The 18,330-nt window shown below is 68.1% G+C and carries 11 protein-coding genes; 10 read left to right on the forward strand and 1 reads right to left on the reverse strand.

Going from position 1 to position 18,330, the window contains the following annotated elements; all coding sequences use genetic code 11:
* The first annotated feature begins 19 nt into the window (after positions 1-19).
* From BM115_RS18210 to BM115_RS18245, 8 genes are all read left to right on the forward strand, one after another.
* A complete protein-coding gene (locus BM115_RS18210) occupies positions 20-1,156 on the forward strand; it encodes an acyl-CoA dehydrogenase family protein (protein ID WP_092297042.1) in 1,137 nt (378 codons plus the stop codon).
* Positions 1,157-1,186: 30 nt separating this feature from the next.
* Positions 1,187-2,380 (forward strand): lipid-transfer protein, encoded by a 1,194-nt coding sequence (locus tag BM115_RS18215; protein ID WP_092297045.1) that lies wholly within the window; start codon positions 1,187-1,189, stop codon positions 2,378-2,380.
* 28 nt (positions 2,381-2,408) lie between these two features.
* On the forward strand, positions 2,409-2,852 hold the full coding sequence (locus tag BM115_RS18220; RefSeq protein ID WP_092297048.1) for a MaoC family dehydratase N-terminal domain-containing protein: 444 nt from the start codon (positions 2,409-2,411) through the stop codon (positions 2,850-2,852).
* Between the two features lie 13 nt (positions 2,853-2,865).
* Positions 2,866-3,285 carry a MaoC family dehydratase gene (locus tag BM115_RS18225; RefSeq protein WP_092297051.1) on the forward strand — a complete coding sequence of 140 codons (420 nt, stop codon included), beginning with the start codon at positions 2,866-2,868 and terminating at the stop codon, positions 3,283-3,285.
* A 48-nt stretch (positions 3,286-3,333) separates the two neighbouring features.
* Complete coding sequence (locus BM115_RS18230; protein WP_092297054.1) at positions 3,334-4,167, forward strand: SDR family NAD(P)-dependent oxidoreductase; 834 nt, start codon at positions 3,334-3,336, stop codon at positions 4,165-4,167.
* An 84-nt stretch (positions 4,168-4,251) separates the two neighbouring features.
* A complete protein-coding gene (locus BM115_RS18235; protein WP_092297057.1) occupies positions 4,252-5,805 on the forward strand; it encodes a long-chain-fatty-acid--CoA ligase in 1,554 nt (517 codons plus the stop codon).
* A gap of 6 nt (positions 5,806-5,811) precedes the next feature.
* Positions 5,812-8,553 carry a helix-turn-helix transcriptional regulator gene (locus BM115_RS18240; RefSeq protein ID WP_092297059.1) on the forward strand — a complete coding sequence of 914 codons (2,742 nt, stop codon included), beginning with the start codon at positions 5,812-5,814 and terminating at the stop codon, positions 8,551-8,553.
* A gap of 55 nt (positions 8,554-8,608) precedes the next feature.
* A complete protein-coding gene (locus BM115_RS18245; protein WP_092297062.1) occupies positions 8,609-10,030 on the forward strand; it encodes an aldehyde dehydrogenase family protein in 1,422 nt (473 codons plus the stop codon).
* Between the two features lie 247 nt (positions 10,031-10,277).
* On the opposite strand, the gene BM115_RS18250 is transcribed toward BM115_RS18245, so the two are convergent.
* Entirely contained in the window at positions 10,278-10,481 is a 204-nt protein-coding gene (locus BM115_RS18250; protein WP_039009350.1) for a cold-shock protein, read from the reverse strand.
* A gap of 851 nt (positions 10,482-11,332) precedes the next feature.
* Between BM115_RS18250 and BM115_RS18255 the strand changes: the two genes are divergently transcribed.
* A complete protein-coding gene (locus tag BM115_RS18255) occupies positions 11,333-14,221 on the forward strand; it encodes a bifunctional glycoside hydrolase 114/ polysaccharide deacetylase family protein (RefSeq protein WP_092297065.1) in 2,889 nt (962 codons plus the stop codon).
* Entirely contained in the window at positions 14,184-18,326 is a 4,143-nt protein-coding gene (locus BM115_RS18260; RefSeq protein WP_092297068.1) for a tetratricopeptide repeat protein, read from the forward strand. The genes BM115_RS18255 and BM115_RS18260 overlap by 38 nt, the downstream gene beginning before the upstream one ends.
* The last annotated feature ends 4 nt before the right edge of the window (positions 18,327-18,330 follow it).

Genomic DNA, 18,330 nt, shown 5'->3' on the forward strand with positions numbered 1-18,330 from the left:
TCCGAACAGGAGAGTCTTCGTGGAAGTCGTTCGTAATGTTTATCGTGAAGATCACGAGCAGTTCCGCACCACCGTGCGCCGTTTCCTCGAGCGTGAATGTCTGCCGCGTCAGGAATCCTGGCTGGCCGACGGCATCGTCGACCGCGAGACCTGGCTGAAGGCCGGGCGCGAAGGCTTGCTGGGCACGTCCCTGCCGGAAGAGTATGGCGGTGGCGGTGGCGACTTCGGCCACGCGGCGATCATCGCCGAGGAAATGGCCGACGTGGGCGTCAGCGTGAGCTTCGGCCTGCATTCGGACATCGTCGCGCCCTACATCGCGCGGCTGGGCACGGAGGAGCAGAAGCAGCGCTGGCTGCCCGGCGTCTGCGCCGGCGAGACCATTCTCGCCGTGGCGATCACCGAGCCCGGCGGCGGCTCCGACGTCAAGGCCTGCCGCACCACGGCGGTCCGGGACGGCGACGAGTGGGTCATCAACGGCAGCAAGACCTTCATCTCCAACGGCTTTATCTCGGACATGGTGATGGTGATCTGCAAGACCGATCCCGCCGCCGGCGCCAAGGGCGTGAGCCTGATCATGGTGGAGACCAACCGCGAGGGCTTCCGCCGGGGCCGCAAGCTCCACAAGGTGGGCATGCACTCGCAGGACACCGCCGAGCTGTTCTTCGACAACGTACGCGTGCCGGCCAGCAACCTGCTGGGCGAGGTCAACAAGGGCTTCGGCTACCTGATGCACGACCTGGCGCAGGAGCGCTTCATCATCGCCGTGGGCGCCGCCTCCAAGCTGGAGCGTCTGCTCGCCCAGACCGTCGAGTATGTGAAGGACCGCAAGGCCTTCGGCGGCACGATCTGGGACTTCCAGAACACCAAGTTCAAGCTCGCCGATATCAAGGCGAATGCCGTGGCGCTGCGCACGATGGTGGACTACTACCTCGGCGAGCACATGCGCCGGGGCCTCTCGGGCGAGGAAGCCGCGATCGCCAAGCTGTACTCGACGGAGGTGCTGTGGAAGTGCATCGACGACATGGTGCAGCTGCACGGCGGCTACGGCTACATGCTTGAGTACCCGATCGCCCGGGCGTTCGTGGACATGCGCATCGCCCGCGTCTATGGCGGGTCCAATGAAGTCATGCGTGAACTCATCACGCGCAAGATGTAAGCACAACAAGACCAGCGAGGAGACAAGGCAATGTCAAAGCATGCAGTGGTTGCCGGGGTCGGCATGATCCCGTTCAAGAAGCCGGGCCAGAGCGAGTCGTACAGCGTGATGGGTGCCACGGCGGCGAAGCTGGCGCTCGAGGATGCGGGCCTGCCGTACGACAAGATCCAGCAGGCCTTCGTCGGCTACGTCTATGGCGATTCCACCTGCGGCCAGGCCGCGCTGTACAAGGTGGGCGTGACGGGCATTCCCATCGTCAACGTCAACAACAACTGCTCGACCGGCTCCAGCGCGCTGTTCCTGGCGCGCCAGGCCGTGGAGTCGGGCGCGGTGGAATGCGCGCTGGCGCTGGGCTTCGAATTCATGCAGCCGGGCGCGCTCAAGGGCAAGTGGGATGACCGCGAGGGTCCGCTCGATGGCTTCACCGCGATTGGTGGCCACCTGATCCAGGACGCCGTGGATGCCGGCGTACCGCGCGCGCTGACGCTGTTCGGCGGCGCCGGCCGCGAGCATATGGAGCAGTACGGCACCAAGCTGGAGACCTTCGCCCGAATCCGCGCCAAGGCCAGCCGTCACGCCGCCAACAACCCGCTCGCTGTGTTCCGCGACGTGGTGACGCCGGAAGACGTGATGAACGAGAAGGTGATGTGGCCGGGCGTGATGACGCGCTCGATGGCCTGCCCGCCGACGTGCGGCGCGGCCGCCGCCATCGTCTGTACCGAAGCGTTCGCGCGCAAGCACAACCTGCGTACCGACGTGCGCATCCTGGCGCAGTCGATGACCACCGACGTGCCGGACAGCTTCGCGCCGCCGTCGATGATCCGCCTGGTGGGCTTCCACATGGCGCAGAACGCCGCCAAGGCCGTCTACGAGCAGGCTGGCGTGAGCCCGTCCGATATCCAGGTCTGCGAGCTGCACGACTGCTTCGCGCACAACGAGCTGCTGACCTATGAGTCGCTCGGGTTCGCCAAGGTGGGCGAGGCCGAGAAGATGGTGATGGACGGCGACAACACCTACGGCGGCAAGGTCGTCACCAATCCGTCGGGCGGCCTGCTCTCCAAGGGCCATCCGCTGGGCGCGACGGGTCTCGCCCAGTGCTACGAACTGACCAACCAGCTGCGCGGCACGGCCGACAAGCGCCAGGTGGAGAACGTGCAGCTCGCGCTGCAGCACAACCTCGGCCTGGGCGGCGCCTGCGTGGTGACGCTCTACGGCCGCGGCTGAACCGTCCAATCGAAGAGGAGACAAGAACATGGCAGACAAGAGCATGATCGGGCTCGGCCTGGGCAAGGGCTCGATCGAGGTCGAGAAGGGGCGCCTGCGCTTCTTCGCCAAGGCCATCGGCGAGACCGATGCGATCTACACCGACGAAGCCGCCGCGCGGGATGCCGGGCATCCCACGCTGCCGGTGCCGCCGACCTTCCTGATGTGCCTGAACAGCGACGTCTCGGCAGGCGTGGACCGCATGGGCCTCCTGAAGCTGGACCTCGCGCGCATCCTGCACGCCGAGCAGGCGTTCGACTATCACCAGATGGCCTACGCCGGCGACACGCTGCATTTCGAAACCACCGTGACCGATGTGTACGACAAGAAGGGCGGCGCGCTGCACTTCGTGGTCAACACGACGCGTGTGACCAACCAACGTGGCGAGCACGTGGCCGACATGCGCGGCACGCTCGTGGAACGCCGTGGCTAAGGAGACAACGACCATGCAAGCCCCCCGTTTCAACGATGTGAAGGTTGGCGACCAACTCCCGCCGCTGGCCCTGCCGGCGATCAACCGCACCACGCTGGCGCTGTACTGCGGCGCCTCCGGTGACCACAACCCGATCCACATCGATCTCGACTTCGCCCGCAAGGCGCGCATGCCGGACGTGTTCGCGCACGGCATGCTCTCCGCCGCCTACCTGGGCCGCCTGCTGACCGGCTGGGTGCCGCAGACGCAGGTGCGCAATGTGGCCATCCGCTTCACCGGCATCACGCACCTGGGCAACCAGCCCACCTGCACCGGCGTGGTGACCGAGAAATTCGAGGCCGATGGCGAGCAGCGCGTGAAGGTGGCGCTGCGCTGCGCCAACCAGTATGGCGAGGACAAGCTGCTGGGCGAAGCCATCGTCGCCCTGAAGTAAGCCGGCTCCCCATCGCACCCCAGACGAATCGATACAGGAAGAACAGACATGAGCAAACTCGCAGGCAAGTCCGCCATCGTCACCGGCTCGGGCCGTGGCATTGGCCGTGAAGTGGCGCTGAAGCTGGCATCCGAAGGTGCCCGCGTGGTGGTGAACGACCTGGATGCCGATCCGGCCGCCGAAGTGGTGGAGCTGATCCGCGCGCAGGGTGGCGAAGCCGTGGCATGCGTCGGCAGCGTCACTGCTCCCGATTTCGCCGACCGCCTGGTCAAGACAGCCGTCGAGCACCACAAGGGCATCGACATCATCATCAACAATGCCGGCTACACCTGGGACAACGTCATCCAGAAGATGACCGATGAGCAGTGGTATGCCATCCTTGACTGCCACCTGACCGCGCCGTTCCGCATCCTGCGCGCCGCCCAGCCGGTGATCAGCGCCGCTGCCAAGGCCGAAGCGGCCGAGGGCCGCGAAGTGTTCCGCAAGATCGTCAATATCTCGTCCGGCGCGGCGGGCGGCAACCCGGGCCAGTCGAACTACTCGGCGGCCAAGGCCGGCATCTTGGGCATGACCAAGACCCTGGCCAAGGAATGGGGCCGCCTCAAGGTCAACGTGAACGCAGTGGCTTTCGGCCTGATCGAGACGCGCCTGACGCAGGCGCTGGCCGGCGACCAGAGCAAGACCGTCAACATCGAAGGCCGGGAGATCAAGGTCGGTGTGCAGCAGGCGATGCTCGACGGCGTGAGCCGCATGACGCCGCTGGGCCGCGCCGGCAAGCCGGAAGAAGCGGCTGGCGCCGTGTATCTGTTCTGCACGCCGGAGTCGAACTTCCTGTCCGGGCAGGTCGTCTACTGCGGTGGTGGCCCCGGCGGCAATTTCTAAGCCCGGCTGCACCCGGAAGACCCACAGAGCGGCCCGACAAGAGGCCGCTACCGCCCCTCTCGGTTGGTGACGGAGACACATCGCATGTACATGACACAATCGCTGCACAGATCGCTGCAGCAACGGCCGGACAAGACGGCCGTGCGTTTCCAGGGCCGCAGCCAGACCTATGCCGAACTGGCCGACCGCGTGGCGCGGCTGGCCGGCGCGCTGAAAAAGCTCGGCGTGACCGACGGCGAGCGCGTGGCGATGTTCTCGCTCAATTCGGCCCGCTATATCGAGTACTACATGGCCGTGCCGTGGGCCGGCGCGGCGCTCAATCCGGTGAACACGCGCTGGAGCGCGGCCGAGATCCTGTATTCGTTCAATGACTCGGGCACCGCCGTCCTGATCGTCGACGACCCCTTCACGGTCGTCGCCCGCAAGGTGGCCGCCGAATGCCCGACGTTGCGCCACGTCATCTACGCCGGCGACGGTGAGACGCCCGAGGGCATGCTGAACTACGAGGCACTGGTCGCCGACAGTGAGCCGGTGGAGGACGCCTACCGCCACGGCGACGACCTGGCCGGCATCTTCTACACGGGCGGCACCACGGGCTTCCCGAAGGGCGTGATGCTCAGCCACACGAACCTCGTTTCCTCGGCTTGCAACCAGCCGATGACGGGCACTTTCGACGAAACCATCGTGATGCTGCACGTCATGCCGATGTTCCACCTGGCGTGTTTCGCGGCGATCAACGCCGTCTTCCTGGTCGGTGGCACGCACGTGCCGATGACGGCTTTCGATCCGGGCCAGATGCTGGAGACCATTGCGCGCGACCGCGTGACCTCGGTGCTGCTGGCGCCGACCATGATCCAGATGGGGCTCGACTGGCGCGAACAGAATCCGCAGCGCTCGGCCGATCTCGACCTGTCGTCGCTCGGCCTGATCCGCTACGGCGCTTCGCCGATGACGCCCGCGCTGCTGGCCCGTACCCGGGCCGCGTTCCCGAACGCGCAGTTCGCGCAGGGCTATGGCATGACCGAATTGGCGCCAGTGGCCACGCTGCTCGGCCCCGAGTATCACAGCGAGGCCGCCCTGGCGAGCGGCAAGATGCACTCGGTGGGACGCCCCGCGCCGATGGTGGAAGTGAAGATCGTCGACCAGCAGGGCCGCGAGGTGCCGCGCGGCACGGTGGGGGAGATCGCCGTGCGCGGCCCCAACGTGATGCTCGGCTACTGGAACCAGCCGGAAGCGACCGCGGAGGCCGTGCGCAACGGCTGGATGCATACCGGCGACGGCGGCTACATGGACACGGACGGCTTCGTGTTCCTGGTCGACCGCATGAAGGACATGATCATCAGCGGTGGCGAGAACGTCTATTCCGCCGAGGTGGAGCGCGCGCTGGCGAGCCACCCGGCGGTGGCGCAAGTCGCCGTGATCGGCGTGCCGCACGAGAAGTGGGGCGAGTCCGTGCATGCGGTGGTGGTGCTGAAGGCGGGTGCGGAAGCCACGCTCGAGTCGATCCAGAACCATTGCCGGGAGCTGATCGCGGGGTACAAGATCCCGCGCAGCGCCGAGTTCGTCGACGGCCTGCCGCTGTCCAGCGTCGGCAAGGTGCTCAAGAACGAGCTGCGCAAACGCCACTGGAAGTCGTAGACGTCGATGGTCGCGTCTCCCTGCATCCTGCCCAAGATCGTGCCGCCGCGCCCCGCAAGCGACGCGATCTCGCGCGATCGGCTGATCGGCCGGCTGCAGGCCGCCAGCGACCGCAAGCTGGTGCTGCTCACGGGCGGCGCCGGCTTCGGCAAGACGACGCTGATGGCGCAGTGGCGCCAGCGGCTCGACAAGGCCGGCGCGCGCGTGGCCTGGCTCACGCTGGCCATGCAGGATGGCGCATTGCCGACGTTCCGCGCCATTCTGGCCGGGGCGCTCGGGCACGCGGGCCTCGCCATCGAGGCTGGCGAAGGCGGGGAGGGCAGCGAGGCGTTGATCGCGTCGCTGCTGGAAGTGCTCGCGCGCACGCCGGCCGACCTGTACCTGATGATCGACGATTTCCATCATGTGCAGGACCCCGCCACGCTGACGCTGGTGCAGGCGTTGACCGACGCCATCCTGCCCGGCCTGCATCTGGTGATCGCCTCGCGCACCGTGCCTGCGCTGCGGCTCGGGCGCCTGCGGGCCATGGAAGAGTTCGTGGAAATCGACGGGGCCGAACTGACGTTCGACTTCGACGAGACGGCGGCTTTCCTGACGGCGCGTGCCGGCGTGCCGGCCAATGCCGAGGTGGCGCGGCAGGTGCACGAGATTACCGAAGGCTGGCCGGTGGGCGTACGGCTGGCGGGCCGCACGCGCGACGCCGCCTGCGATAGCGCCGGCGATATGCCGGCCCGCGTGGGCGACGGCGGCAACCTGGAGGCTTACCTGTCGGAGGAGGTCATCGACGAACTGCCGGCCGAGTTGCTCGACTTCATGCTGCATGTGTCGGTGCTGCGCAGCTTCCAGGCTGACCTCGCGGCATTCGTCACCAGCCGCGACGATGCCGCGACCCTGATCGACCAGATTCTGGGGCGCCACGTGTTCCTGCGGCGCGTGGACCGCCGCGACGATCTGGCGTGGTATCGCTTCCATCCGATGTTCGTCGCCTACCTGGACAAGCGCCGGGCGCAGGCGGGCATCGACCCGAAGCCACTGCACCGCCGCGCGGCGCTCTGGTTCGTGCAGCAGGGGCGGTTCGCCGACGCGATGCGCAGCGCCGCGCTCTGCGACGACCTGGAGCTTGCCACGCAGCTGGTCGATGGCGGGCTGCCGCCGGCGCATTCGCTGGCGCACCTCGGCGTGGTGGCGCGCTGGACCGAAAGCGTAGGCGGCAACCGCATGGCGGCCCATCCGCGCCTGTTGCGCATGGGCGCGTGGGCGTCCGCGCTGACCGCGCGCATGGACCTTGCCGAACGCTGGCTCACGCGTCTGGAGACCACGGCGGAAGCCGACGGCCTGGCCGAAGACCCCATCGAGCTGCGCCATCGGCTGCTGCTGCGCGCCGTGCTGGCCACCCATGGCGACGACGAGCCCAGCGCGCGCGCCGCCTTGCAGGGGCTGGATGCGATCCCGGCGCGGTCGCTGCCGGGTGGGCTGGAGGATGTTGAACTGGCGGTGCGCCTGCACTGGCTCTCGGCACAGGGCCACCATCTGGCGGCGCGCTGCCTGTACAGCGCCCCGGCGGCACGCGCCACGCGCACCGGCCGTGGCGAGCTGGCGCTGGTGGCGGCGGCCGCGGCGGCCAACGTGGCGATGCGCGAAGGCAACGCACTCGAGGCGGAGCGCATCGGCGCCGCCGCGCTGCGCCGCGCGCGGACCATCCACGGCAGCGGGGCGCTCTGCGCGACCCTTTGCGCCGGCGTGGTGGCGCAGGCATGGTTCGAACTCGACCGCCTGGACGAGGCGTACGCCGCGCTGGCGGCGTGCCGGGTGCGCCTGCGCGGGGCCTCGGCGGAACTGAAGGTGCGCGCCGCGCGCGTCTTCGGCCGCATCCAGGCCCTGCGCGAGGCCCCGCAGGATGCGCTCGCCTACTTCACGCGCGCGGAGGCGCATTTCCGGGCGACGGGCATGGATCGCGGCGTGGTGGCAATGGTCGCCGAACAGCAGCGGCTGGTGCTGTCTTATGGCGACCGCCGTCACGCGCAGGCCCTGCAGGCGGTGCTCGACGGCTACGCGGCACGGCATCCGGGCGATGGCATTCACGATGTGGAGATTGGCGCGACGGCGGCGTTGGGACGCGCGCGGCTGGCGCTGGCGCAGGACGCTCCGCAGGAGGCGCTGTCCGCGCTGGAGACGCTGCGACGGTTTGCTGCCGTGCGCGGGTGCGAGCGCCTGCAGGCCGTGGCCGACCTGCTACAAGCCCGCGCGCTTGAAGCGCTGGGCCGCAGCGCACAGGCCCAGGCTTGCGCGCAGTCGGCCGTGGCCACGTGCTACCGGCTCGGGCTCCATCGCACCTTGATCGAGGAGGGCGCCGGCCTGCACCCGATGTTGCTGCGCGCCGCCACGCATGGTGGCGCGGCGCTGGTCGACCATGTGCGCGCGCTGCTGGGCGAGTCGGGCGGTGTCTCGGCGCCAGCCATGGCCCCCGCGCCCGTTTCGACCGTTTCGACCGCTTTGCCCGCCTCACCCCCGCCGGCACCCGCCGCGCCGGTGCGCACCATCGCCGCCACGCCGGGACTCACCCGGCGCGAACAGGAGGTGCTTGCGCTGCTCGAACAGTCCATGTCGAACAAGCGGATTGCGCTGACGCTGAACATCAGCGTGCAGACGGTCAAGTGGAACCTCAAGAAGATCTTCGTCAAGCTGCAGGTGACCAGCCGCTACGAAGCCATCGTCGCGGCCCGCAAGCTCGCCACCTGCGAGCAGTGAGCCGGGCATCCTCGTTTCAAACACCCGAAGTCCAACCCTCAGGGAGACACAGCGCATGTATCAGCTCGACCATTTCTATATTGGCGGCCAATGGGTGGCGCCAGCGGCGGGCGCCGGCCGCTTCGACATCGTCAATCCGGCCACCGAGGCGGTGATTGGCCACGTGGCCATGGGCGGCGCGGCCGATGTCGATGCCGCCGTGGCGGCGGCCCGGGCGGCCTTCCCGGCCTGGTCGGCCACCACCCGCGAAGCCCGCGTGGACGTGCTGACGCGGCTGATCGCGCTGTACAAGACGCGCATGGACGATATCGCGCTGGCCATCCACCACGAGATTGGCGCGCCGCAATGGCTGTGCAAGGTCAAGCAGGCGCCGCTCGGCCTGCAGATGCTGGAGTCGGCGCTGGCCGCGCTGAAGGAAGCGGACTTTACCCGGCAGCTGGGTGGCACCGAGGTGGTCAGCGAGCCGATTGGCGTGGCCGCGCTGATCACGCCGTGGAACTGGCCGGTGACGACGATCGCCACCAAGGTGGGTTCGGCGCTGGCGGCGGGGTGCACAGTGGTGCTGAAGCCGTCGGAGCTGGCGCCGCTCGATGCGCGGATCTTCGCCGAGATCGTGCACGCAGCCGAGGTGCCGGCGGGGGTCTTCAATATGGTCTATGGCGATGGGCCGACGGTCGGCGCGGCGCTGTCGCGCCATCATGACGTCGATGTGATCTCGATTACAGGCTCCACGCGGGCCGGGATCGAGGTGGCGGCGGCTGCCGCCGGCACGGTCAAGCGCGTGCTCCAGGAGTTGGGCGGCAAGTCGGCCAACGTGATTCTGGACGATGCGGACCTGCGCGCGGCGGTCTCGGACGGCGTGATCAGCTGCATGATCAACTCCGGCCAGACCTGCGTGGCGCCTACACGTATGCTGGTGCCGCGCCATCTGCACGAGCAGGTCGTGGCCATCGCGGGGGCCACGGTCGCCGCGCTGAAGGTGGGCGACCCGACGCAGCCCGACAGCAAGGTCGGTTCGATGGCCAACCGGGCCCAGTTCGAGAAGGTCCAGCGCCTGATCGGCATTGGCATCGAGGAGGGCGGGCAGGTGGTGGCGGGGGGCGTCGGCCGGCCCGAAGGGCTGGCGTCGGGCTATTTCGTGCGGCCGACCGTCTTCGCCAACGTCCGCAACGACGCCACCGTGGCGCGCGAGGAGATCTTCGGCCCGGTGCTGGCGATCATTCCTTATGACTCGGAGGAAGAGGCGATTGCCATCGCCAACGACACCGAATATGGGCTCGCCGCCTATGTCTGGTCGGGCGATCCGGCCCGGGCGCGCCGCGTGGCGGGACGTCTGCAGGCTGGCATGGTGCGGATCAACGGCGCCCAGCCGCACAGCGGCGCGCCATTCGGCGGATACAAGCGGTCTGGCAATGGCCGCGAGTTCGGCAGCTACGGGCTGGCTGAATATATGGAAGTCAAGGCCATCGCGGCCTGACTGGCGCCTGCTCCGGGTCTGGCGCCGGCTGGCGTCGGGCCCGATCTGAGACAGGGGCGCCGAAGATTTCTGTCCCGGCAATGCGCGTAGTCATTCCCGCGACATGGAATATGGGTATACGAGAACTAAAACAGATGCCCCGGGAAACGTTCCCAAAGCCATACATTATCAAGAGTGCAAAAAGCAGAAAGCCCCGCCAGTGGCGGGGCTTCCCAGGCAAGATATTGCCGGGCGCTTCAGGCGGTTATCAAACTGCCTGAATCTTCGTGGCCTGTTCGCCCTTCTGGCCCATTGCCTTGACGTAGCGGACCTTCTGGCCTTCCTTCAGCGACTTGAAGCCATTGCCTTCAATCGCCGAGAAATGCGCGAACAGGTCGTTGCCGCCTGCGTCCGGGGTGATGAAGCCGAAGCCCTTGGCGTCGTTGAACCACTTAACGGTACCGGTTTCCATATATCTTTCCAACCTTGAATTTCAGATGAGCGTAATCGCCCGACGAGGCATGATCTTCGCAACAGCCCGCGTCGAAAAATTCGTTAGAGGGCAGTGCGCATGCGAGGACCCATTCTGCCGGTTTTTTTTCGCGTGTCAATCGGACTAAGCCCCTAACGGTATTTCGGCATGCAAACAGCAGATATTAGAGTTTTCTACATCGAACACGGTTTTGTCTGACATCTCAACACCTTGGACGATGGTAAGACAGGGTTATCCGCATACCGAGTATCGATAGTCGGTACGAATTCGCGCGATTCCGTTCCGCCGGGCAGTTCGGTGGCCCCCTTCCCGCCATGGCGCCGAATGCTTCAAACTCCTGTACTCCATATGGACTATGGCATTTGGCGGAGGATGCCACGACAATTGCCGCCAATAGAAAACAACGTCGTCTGGACACCAGGCGGCGCGCGCCCAAGGCGCAATTTGAACGTAGAACGGGGATTTTCATGTCAATCGAGCCATAGCCTGGCCGACCGGACGTGCATGCGCGCGTCGCCAGGGTCGGCCTGCCTCGGTCCACATCGGCCCATATCCGGGCTGGACGGACTCCCGCCACAATTTTTCACAATCCATTCCCAGCGAATGCCCTAGCATCGCCCCTTGCCCGGCACATTAGGGAAAATCCCGTATCGATGGCCACGGGGACGGGCATCGCGCGGGCAGCGCCGCCAACGGCGCGCCCAAGGCATAACAGAAGAAGCGGATAACAGCCAGTGAAGCAAGTGCAACGTTCAATCCGGGGACTTTTCGGCCATGCCGGCGATGCCAGCCAGGCGCCGTCACGGGCCGCCGCCCCATGGCAACGCGCCATGGCGGTCGTGGCGGTGCTGGCGTCCGCGCTCGGCGTGGTGCTGGCCACGCTGACGCCTTCGACGGCGGTTCAGGCCCAGCCGGCGGCCGATCTGGCCCGGCCGGCCGCGCCCAACGTCGCCTTCCACTACGGCAGCAAGCCCCCCGTGGACGCCCTGCAGGCCTTCGACGTGGCCGTGGTGGAGCCCGACAGCGGCTTCGACCCGCGCCGCGTCTCCTCGCCGCAGACGGCGTGGTTCGCCTACGTGAGCCTGGGCGAGGTGCTGCCCAGCCGGGCCTACTTCCCGGACATCCCCAAGAACTGGCTGGTGGGCAGCAACGACGCCTGGCAGGCACGCGTGGTCGACCAGGCCGCCGACGGCTGGCCGGCATTCTATGTCGACAAGGTCATCGCCCCGCTGTGGGAGCGCGGCTATCGCGGCTTCTTCCTCGATACGATGGATTCCTATCACCTCGTGGCCAAGACCGACGCCGAGCGCGCCCGGCAGGAAGCCGGCATGGTGCGTGTGATCCAGGCCATCAAGGCCCGCTACCCCGAGGCCCGGCTGCTGTTCAACCGGGGCTTCGAGATCCTGCCGCAGGTCCACAGCCTGGTCTACGGCGTGGTGTTCGAATCGCTGTTCCGGGGCTGGAACCAGGCGCAGGGCCGCTATACGGAAGTCAGCCAGCAGGACCGCGACTGGCTGCTGGCGCAGGCCCGCGTCATCCGCGAGCAGTACAAGCTGCCGGTCATTTCCATCGATTACTGCCCGCCGACCGACCGCCGCTGCGCCCGTGACACCGCGCGCCGCATCCGCGCGCTCGGCATCACGCCGTACGTGACCGATTCCGGCTTGCAGACCGTGGGCGTCGGCCAGATCGAGGTCATGCCGCGCCGCGTGCTGGTGGTGCAGGAGAGCGAGCCCGGCGTGGCCATCGACAACACGGAAGGCGTGCGTTTCGTCTCCATGCCGATCAATTACCTGGGCTACCGGGTGGACTTCGCCGAGACGCGCGATCCGTTGCCCGAGATTGGCCCGGACCGCTATGCCGGCGTGGTGGTCTGGTCCAACGGCTATTTCACCCAGCAGCCCGGCCGTTTCCTGGCCTGGGTGGAGAAGCAGATCGCCCAGGGTGTGCCCGTGGTCTTCATGAACGGCTTCGGCGCCCCCGTGGCCGGCTCGCTGGCGCGTACGCTGGGGCTCAAGCCGGTGAAGGGGCGCGTTTCCGGGCCGGTGTCGATTGTGTCGAAGGACCCGATGGTGGGCTTCGAGATGCCGGTCGCCCCGGACCGCACGGAGGCCGTGCCGGTGCAGGTGCAGGACGGCGCCGCCAACACGCGGTCGCTGCTGCGCATGCGATCGGGCACGCTGACCTTCGACGCCGCTGCCATCACGCCATGGGGCGGATACGTCACAGGCCCATACGCGGTGCGCCAGAACGTGGCGACCGACCAGGACCGCTGGACCATCCAGCCGCTCCAGTTCCTGCGCGAGGCGCTGCGCCTGCCGCAGATGCCCGTCCCCGATTCCACGACGGAGAGTGGCCGCCGCCTGCTGACCATCCATATCGATGGCGACGGCTTTGCCTCCAAGGCCGAGATCCCCGGCGGCGGTTTTTCGGGCGAGGTGCTGTTCCGCGAGATCTTCGACAAATACCGCCTGCCAATGACGATGTCCGTGATCGAGGGCGAGGTGGGCAAGTCGGGCATGTACCCGAAGCTGACGGCCGAGCTGGAGCCGATCGCCCGCAAGATCTTCGCCCAGCCCTACGTGGAAGTGGCCAGCCACACCTACTCGCACCCGTTCGAGTGGGGCCGCACCGTGCCCGGTCACGAGAACGACGCCCGGATCCAGGAGGGCGACGAAGCCTATCACCTGGCGATTCCCGGCTACAAGATGGACCTGAACCGCGAGATCGGCGGGTCGATCGACTATATCAACAAGGTGCTGGCGCCCCCGGGCAAGCCGGTGAAGATGGTGCTGTGGCCCGGCGACTGCCAGGCCCCGCCCGAGGCACTCAAGCTGACCGAGCAGGCCGGCGTGCTGAACATGAATGGTGGCGACACCATGATCACGCGCAGCAACCCGAGCTGGACCGCGATTGCGCCGCTGGGCATCCACAAGGCCGACAACACCTTCCAGGTCTTTGCGACCAACCAGAACGAGAACATCTACACCAACCTGTGGCACGGCCCGTACTACGGCTTCGAGCGCGTGATCGAGACCTACGAGCTGACCGAGAAGCCGTACCGCTTCAAGGCCGTGAACATCTACTACCACAGCTATTCGGGCACCAAGGTGGCGTCGCTGCGGGCGCTGCGCAAGGTCTATGACTACGTGCTCACGCAGCCGCTGCTGCCGATCCATTCCACCGACTATGTGCTCAAGGTCATCGACTGGCAGGGCATGGCCGTGGCGCGCGAGCTGGGCGAGGGCGCGAATGGTGAGAATGGTGAGATGGGCGCGCCGGCCGCCGGGGCCTGGGTGGTGCGGGGCGATGGCAACCTGCGCAACCTGCGCTGGAACGGCACGGGCGTGCCGGACGTGGCCACCGCGCGCGGCGTGACCGGCTCGTCGCCGGCGCCGGGCGGCGGCACCTATGTCCACCTCGATGGCGGCAATGCACGCTTTCAGATCGTGCCGGCCGCCACGCGCGCCGTGCCCGAGATCCCCGAGGCCAACGGCCTGGTGCGTGACTGGCAGCGCGACGGCCAGGTCACGCGCTTCCGTTTCAGCGGCTACTACAAGCCCTTCTTCCGGCTGGCCAACGCCGGCCAGTGCAGTGTGACGGTCGACGGCAAGCCCGTGGCCGGTGTGCGCGAGCGCAACACGCTGCGTATCGATACCCCCGCGGTGAATGATCCGATCCATGTCCAGCAACAAGTCGAAGTCCGCTGCGCCGGCTGAGCGCGAGCGGCTGTTGCCGCCCGCACTGGTCCTGACCTTCACCGCCATGGTGGGGGTGGGGCTGGCGCTGATGTTCCCGCGTGAAACGCTGCGCGAGCGCCTGCTCGGCCAGGGCCGCACCGTCGACGGCCTGACCGTGGCCTACCTCGAGGCGTGGTCGCGCGTGGCCCCCAACGACACCAGTTTCATGGGTGTGCTGGCGGAGCAGTACGCCCGCAGCGGCCGGCTCGATGACGCCGAGGCCATGCTCGCCCGCATGCAGGCGGTGCAGGGCGCGGACCTGAGCGGCCCGATCCTGCGCACCCGGATCGAGATCTCCCAGCAGCGCGCCTACGCGGCGCTGCCGGAGACGCCCGAGCGCGCGCGGCGGCTGGCGATGATGAACGACCTGCTGAAGGACGCCACCACGCCGGCGCAGATGCGCAAGTGGTCGCTCGCCGATCTGCAGGCGCTGGCCACGCAGTCGCGCCAGATCGGTGCGGCGGACCCGGCCGGCAAGCTGTTCCGCGAACTGGCCGTGCGTGACCCCGGCAACGCGGACTTCTACAACAAGCAGCTCGCCGGCATCGCGCTGGCCGGCGGCAACTATCGCGACTCCGCCCAGGCGCTGTTCGACGCCCAGGCGCGCGCCAAGGACCTGTACGAGCAGCGCACGCTGTTCCTGCAGGCGCTGCAGACGCTGCAATCGGGCAACCTGCTCGACGAGGCGCTGGCGGAAGCCGAGCGTCGGGGCGGCAAGCTGCTCGACGATGCCGAGGTGCTGCGCTACCTGACCAAGCTGGCGCTGGCGGCGGGCAAGCCCGAGGTGGCGGCGAAGTACGTGGAGCGGCTGCTGAAGCTGTCGGCCAACAAGCCGATGGGCGCGACGCTGCTCGCGCAGGCCCATCTGCGCCGTGTCTCCGACACCGAGCCGTGGCTGGCCCGCGAGGTGGTGTTCCTCGACGGCCCGCGCGGCGTGAAGCTGCGCGACAAGCTGGCGGCAGCCGGCGAACTTGGCGTGCGCCACGTGGCGGACACCGGCAATGTCTCGCAGGCCGACGCCCAGGCGGCGGCCAAGGCCGAAGTGGCGGCTGCGGCAGCCGAAGGCAAGGCGTTCAATGCCGACGACTACGATCTCGCCTATCGCGTGTTCCTGGCCGCCGGCAAGCTCGACCAGGCGCAGCGCGTGGCGCAGACCGCCGTGCAGAAGCTGCCGAACGAGCCGGTCTGGCGTGAGCGGCTGGCGCAGGTGGCCGAATGGAACCGCCAGCCGATGATCGCGCTGCAAAGCTGGCTCCAGTACGCCCAGGCCACCAACGACGAGCGCGCGTGGAACAACGTCATGCGGCTGGCCCCGGGCCTGGCCGACGACCGCGCCTATCTGGCGGCGCTGCGGCACCGCGCCGGCGGCGGCGACCTGAAGACCATCGACGAGGTGGTGGCTGCCTACGAGCGGCTGGGCGAGCCCGAGGCCGGCATGGCCTTCCTCGATTCCCTGAGCAGCGGCCCGCACGCCCGCGAGGTGATGGAGCGTAACGCGCAGCTGGCCGAGCGCGCAGGCCGCGACGGCCGTGCCTTCGAGCTGTACGGCCAGCTGCAACAGCGCTTCGGCCCCCGGCCCGAGTACGCGCTCAAGCGCGCCAATATGCTCTACGTGGGTGGCCGGCTGACGCAGGCCATGGACGCGATGCTGCCCGCGCGCGCCAAGGCCGGCCCGCGCGACCTGCTGTACTGGCGCACCTACACGGACCTCGCGCGGCTGACGCAGCGCGACGACCTGCTCGCGGACGGCTACCGCCAGATGATGATCGCGGTCAGCAACACGCACGACGACCATTGCATGACGATGCCGCCCGGCGCCGCGCGCAACGACTGTCTGGCCGAAGTGCGCGATACCGAGGAAGCCGATTTCTCGAACCTGATCCAGTACTACGACAAGACGCCGATCGATGCCGGCCGGATTGCCGAGGCCGGCTGGCGCAAGGGCGGCAAGCGCGAGCAGCTCGAACTGGCCATCTATTACTACACGCGTGCCCATGCCTACGTGCGCGTGGAGCGGCTGTTCGCCAGCCTGACGCCGGAGCAGAAGCGCGACGCCGAAGGATCGGCCACGTTCCTGATGCGCCGCGCCGAATACTGGCGCCTGACCGGCGACCGCGAGCACGCGCTGGCCGACCTGCGCCACGCGGTGGGCCAGCCCGATGCGGACAGCGAGACCTTCGCCGCGCTGCTGTGGGCGCTGGTCGACATGGGCACGGACAGCGAAGTGCGCGCCGTGATGCTGCGCCTGAAGCCCGAGGCCGAGGACGATCCCGGTCTCTGGGGCGCCTACGCCGCCGGCGCCATGCGCTTCCAGGACGGCCGCACGGCGCTGCACTACCTGCACAAGATCCAGATGGGCAAGAGCGCCGATCCGCTCTGGCTGGGCCTGCTGGCCGATGCGTACGAGGCCATCGGCCAGACGCAGATGGCGTGGCGCATCCGCAAGCAGGCGTGGATCGACCTTCACAAAGCGTGGTCGCCTGCCGGGCTGCAGGGTGCCGATGCACCGCAGGCCGGCGAGGAGGACGACGCGGCCACTGACCCCGAAGACGAGGAAAACGCGCAGGGCGCCCCGGCGCGCGCGGACCTGCGCCGCCAGACGGTGGCGCTGGGCCAGGTGTTCGCGTCGGGCGATGTCTCGCGCAGCCTCGTCATCGAAATGCTGCGCCGCGACCGCGCGGAAGTGGCTGCGCGCCGTCAGTCGCCGGGGGATCTGCCGTCGGTCACCGGTGCGTCGAAGCTAGGCGAGGTGCCGGGCCTGCCGCCGCTGGTGGTGGCGCCGCCCGCCGAACTGACCGAGCGCGAGCGCCGTCGCCAGAGCCTGATCTCGGCCGCCAGCCGCGAGGTGGCGCTAGCCTGGGCGATGTCGTCGGAGTCGAACGAGCTGGCCCGCGCGTGGCTGGCGCGGCAGTACGTCAAGACGCTCCAGCGGCCGGCGTACGCCGAAGTGTCGATCGCGCTCGACAACAACGACCTGAACGCGCTGGACCGCATCATGGAGCGCCAGGCGGGCCGCGTGCCCGTGGCGAGCCAGATCGAGGCCAATCGCCAGCTTGACCGCATCTCGGCCGCGCAGACCCAGGCGTTCGAGACCCAGGAGCTGGCCCGCACCGACGACACCCTGCAGGAGACCCTGCAGGATGCGCTGCTGTTCAACGCGCAGGCCATCGAGCCGCGCGTGACCTTCCAGCACCAGAAGCCGCTCGAATACTTCGAATACAGCCTGGGCGCCGGTGCCCGGCTGTGGGACGGCTACGCGGTGGGCCTGCGCGGCGTGTTCCGCGACCAGCGCAGCACCGATCCGACCCAGCTGGCCAACGTGCCGGCGGGCGACCGCCGCGCCGAGCTGACGCTGGACTACCGCGACTCGCAGAAGCGCTGGCTGGTAGGCGTGGGCCGCCGCGACGGCCTGGAGAGCTTCACCACCGCGCGCATGACCGGCCAGTGGAATCTGGAAAGCCGGGTGTCGTTCACGACGCTGGCCGGCTACAACCAGCAGGCCGACGAGTCGTCGCAACTGCGCGTGGGCGGCATGAAGGATGTGCTGGGCGCAGGCGCCACGTGGCGACTGGGCCTGCGCGAGTTCATCAGCGGACGCTTCGAGTACAGCCATTTCTACGGCCAGGACCGCAGCGCGCTGGGCCATGGCCTGCTGTTCGACGTGGAGGCCGGCTACCGCATCCGCACGCAGTATCCGGACTACACGGTGCGCGCCGTGGCCACGCGCGGCATCTACACCCGCAACAGCGGCACGCTCACGCCGGCCCTGCAGCGGCTGATGCCGGCCGATGACGACGAGGCGAACACCGCGTTCTACATGCCGCAGAGCTTCACGCAGACCGGCGTGCTGTTCGGCTTCGGCACCGATCTGCTCGCCGAATACACGCGCAAGTGGCGGCCGTTCGCGGAGGTGGGGGCGCTGTACGACTCGCGCGCCGGCCACAACTTCCACGGGCAGGCAGGCCTGGCCGGGTCGGTGTTCGGCAACGACCACCTGGCGCTGTATATCTCGCACGACACCGCGGCCCGCACCAGCGGGACGCCGCTGACCGAGGTCGGCCTGCGCTATCGCTGGCTGTACTGACGAT

It is taken from the genome of Cupriavidus sp. OV096, assembly GCF_900115455.1.
GTDB lineage: Bacteria > Pseudomonadota > Gammaproteobacteria > Burkholderiales > Burkholderiaceae > Cupriavidus.